This is a genomic window from Cetobacterium sp. ZOR0034, from assembly GCF_000799075.1.
Taxonomy (GTDB): domain Bacteria; phylum Fusobacteriota; class Fusobacteriia; order Fusobacteriales; family Fusobacteriaceae; genus Cetobacterium_A.
In genome coordinates this window covers 1-3,354 of record NZ_JTLI01000045.1, presented here as the reverse complement: position 1 = coordinate 3,354, position 3,354 = coordinate 1, and the positions used below count along the sequence as shown (strand labels likewise).

2 protein-coding genes and 1 tRNA gene are annotated in these 3,354 nt (G+C 30.1%); all 3 read left to right on the top strand.

Annotation, left to right across the window (positions count from 1 at the left end):
- The first annotated feature begins 95 nt into the window (after positions 1-95).
- The 3 genes from celB (at position 96) to L992_RS09095 (ending at position 3,059) form a co-directional block, all read left to right on the top strand.
- Positions 96-1,415 carry a PTS cellobiose transporter subunit IIC gene (gene celB / locus L992_RS09105; RefSeq protein WP_047395776.1) on the top strand — a complete coding sequence of 440 codons (1,320 nt, stop codon included), beginning with the start codon at positions 96-98 and terminating at the stop codon, positions 1,413-1,415.
- Positions 1,408-2,838, top strand: coding sequence for a glycoside hydrolase family 1 protein (locus L992_RS09100; protein WP_047395774.1), 1,431 nt, complete (start codon positions 1,408-1,410; stop codon positions 2,836-2,838). Before celB ends, L992_RS09100 begins: the two co-directional genes overlap by 8 nt.
- Positions 2,839-2,972: 134 nt before the next feature.
- A tRNA-Leu gene (locus tag L992_RS09095) sits at positions 2,973-3,059 on the top strand.
- Positions 3,060-3,354 lie beyond the last annotated feature (295 nt).

Sequence of the window (3,354 nt, the reverse complement as noted above, 5' to 3'; positions counted from 1 at the left end):
TATTGGTTGGTCGAATAACTATTATACCTCAAAGGATTGGAGTAGTTTCAATAAATTTTAAGTTAACAGAAACAATATAAACATGAGGGGGAAATATGAGTATATTTGAAAAATTCAATACATTTTTAGAAGAGAAATTTATGCCTGTAGCTGCTAAAATAGGAAATCAAAAGCATTTACAAGCGATAAGAGACGGATTGATTTTATCTATGCCACTTACAATAGCTGGTTCTATATTTATGATTCTAGCTTTTTTACCAATACCTGGATATTATGAATTTATGTCAAATTTATTTGGAGAGGCTTGGATGGAGAAGGTGTTATATCCTGTAAGGGCAACATTTGACATAATGTCAATATTTGCTTGTATTGGTATATCTTATAGACTAGCAGAGAAAAATAAAATAGATTGTCTTTCATCTATAGCACTTGCTCTTATGACTTTTATGATTCTTACACCTTATAAGGTTTCGTTTATGAATACAACTGTAGATGCTATTCCTTTAGTTTATACAGGAAGTGCGGGACTTTTTGGAGCAATAATTTCATCTCTTATTTCTGTAGAGGTGTACACATGGTTTATAAAAAAGAATATAGTAATTAAAATGCCAGAAAATGTACCACCAGCAGTTGCAAGATCTTTTATTGCATTAATACCAACATTAGCTTTAATGCTAGGGACTTTAGGAATTCGTTTGATTTTAGAAGTTACAAATTTCCAAAATGTTCATGAATTATTAAAAGTAACGTTAACTACTCCACTAAAATTTTTAGTAGGAAGTTGGTGGGGATTAGCTATAATAATTGCTATTATACAACTATTCTGGATAGCAGGACTTCATGGTTCTACAATTATACTGGGAACAATTGGACCTGTTCTTGGATTGTTAGGAGATCAAAATAGACTTGCGTATGAAGCAGGAAAAGAAATCCCAAATATATTAGGAGGCCCATTCTTCGATATCTTTATAAGTCTTGGAGGAGGAGGAGGAACCTTTGCCTTAGCCTTCTTATTAGCTTTTGTTTCTAAAAGTAAACAACTTAAAGAGGTTGGGAAAATTTCGGTTGGGGCAGCTTGTTTCAATATAAATGAACCAATTATATTTGGATTACCAATTGTAATGAATCCATATTTAATAATACCATTTTTTATAACACCTATTTTAACTGGGCTTATAGGGTATTTCTCTATAGCTTTTGGATTTTTACCGAAGTTACCTGGAATTTCAATTCCATGGACAACACCACCTTTAATAAGTGGATATTTAGCTTCAATAGGTTCATTTAGATATGTTATTTTACAAATTTTATTAATACTTATAGGAATGGTAATATATTTACCGTTTTTTAAAGCGTTTGACAATAAAATGTTAGAAGAAGAAAGTATAATTGAAGGAGAGGGAGAATATGCATAAATTTCCAAAAAATTTTTTATGGGGAAGTGCTTCTGCAGCTTATCAAGTAGAGGGAGCTTATAATGTAGATGGGAAGGGTATGTCTAACTGGGATAATTTTGTAAGAATACCCGGAAAAACTTTTAAAGGAACAAATGGTGATGTTGCAGTTGATCACTATTACAGATACAAAGAGGACATAGCCTTAATGGCAGAAATGGGATTAAAAACATATAGATTTTCTATCGCTTGGACAAGAATATTTCCAAATGGAAATGGAGAAGTAAATCCAAAAGGGATAGAATTTTATAAAAATATAATCGATGAATGTTTAAAATATGGTATAGAACCCATGGTTACTATTTTTCATTGGGATTTACCTCAAAGTTTAATAGATCAATATGGTGGATTTGAAAATGAAAAAATAGTTAATGATTTTGTAAACTATGCAAAGGTATTATTTGAAAATTTTGGTAAAAGTGTAAAATATTGGATAACTTTAAACGAACAGAATATTTTTACATCTTTAGGGTGGTTAACAGCTCAGCATCCGCCAGGAAAATTTGATGATCAGAAAATGTTTTATCAAGTAAATCATTACGCTTTTTTAGCACATGCAAAAGCGGTATTAGCATATCGTGAAATGGGATTTGAAGGTATGATAGGAGCAAGTTTTGCATATACTCCGAGCTATGCTTTAGATTGTAACCCAGATAATGCAATTTCAAAATTAAATTATGATGATTTAAAAAACTATTGGTGGTTAGATGTTTATGCTTATGGAGAATATCCAATAGTAGCGATGAAATATCTAGAAAGGAAAGGTATAGCTCCAATAGTGAGTGATGAAGACAAAGAAATTTTGAAAAAAGCAGCAAAAGAGATAAACTTCATGGGAGTAAATTACTATCAAAGTTGTGTATGTGAATATAATTCTATAGACGGAGTTACACCATATGGAAGTATGAATACAACTGGGAAAAAAGGATCTGCTCAAGTAACAGGAACTCCAGGATTATTTAAGAACCCTCAAAATCCATATTTGAAAACAACAGATTGGGATTGGACTATAGATCCTTTAGGATTGACATATTTATGTAGAGAAATAACAAGTAGATATAGATTACCTATTGTAATATCTGAAAACGGATTAGGAAGTTTCGATAAATTAGAAAGCGATAATTCGATTCATGATACATACAGAATTCATTATCTAAGAGAACATTTAAATGCTTTGGGTCAAGCAATTGAGGATGGCTGTACTGTACTTGCTTATTGTACTTGGTCTTTTACTGATTTATTGAGTTGGTTAAATGGTTATCAAAAAAGATATGGATTTGTTTATGTAGATAGAAACGAAGAAACAGGAAGTTTAAATAGATATAAGAAAGATAGTTACTACTGGTATAAAGATGTAATAGATAGCAATGGAGAAAAAATATAATTAAGTAATAGATATTAAATTTAAAAACCACTTAAAAATCTTGCGTTAGTAAGTCTTTAAGTGGCTTTTTTTTGCTTTAATTGTAATAAAATAGTTGACAAAGCTCTCTAATTGGTATAGAATGAATTTGTAAAGCCTGAGTGACGGAATTGGTAGACGTAGCGGACTCAAAATCCGCCGGTGCTAACACCTTGGGGGTTCGAGTCCCCCCTCAGGCACCATTTATTTTAAATCACATATAGTTTTAATTTATTTAAAGTTTTATTTAGATAAGTTAAAAAGATATGTGATTTTTTTATATAAAAAAAAGCTCTGATAAAAAAGAGCTTTTTTCATATTTATTTGATTGTTGGAAAAAGTTAAAAAATTTCTTACTCCTTGAATTATAATTCAAAAAACTCTATAAGTCAAGTAAAATTTGAATATAGATTCAAATTTTACTTTTTATTATATAAGGAAACTATAGAAAAAATTTATCCAAAAAATATTGAAAAATTTGAACTCAAGGAGTAAAAA

Coding starts and splice junctions, on each gene's coding strand:
- celB (WP_047395776.1), top strand. CDS start 96: ATGAGTATATTTGAAAAATTCAATACATTTTTAGAAGAGAAATTTATG.
- L992_RS09100 (WP_047395774.1), top strand. CDS start 1,408: ATGCATAAATTTCCAAAAAATTTTTTATGGGGAAGTGCTTCTGCAGCT.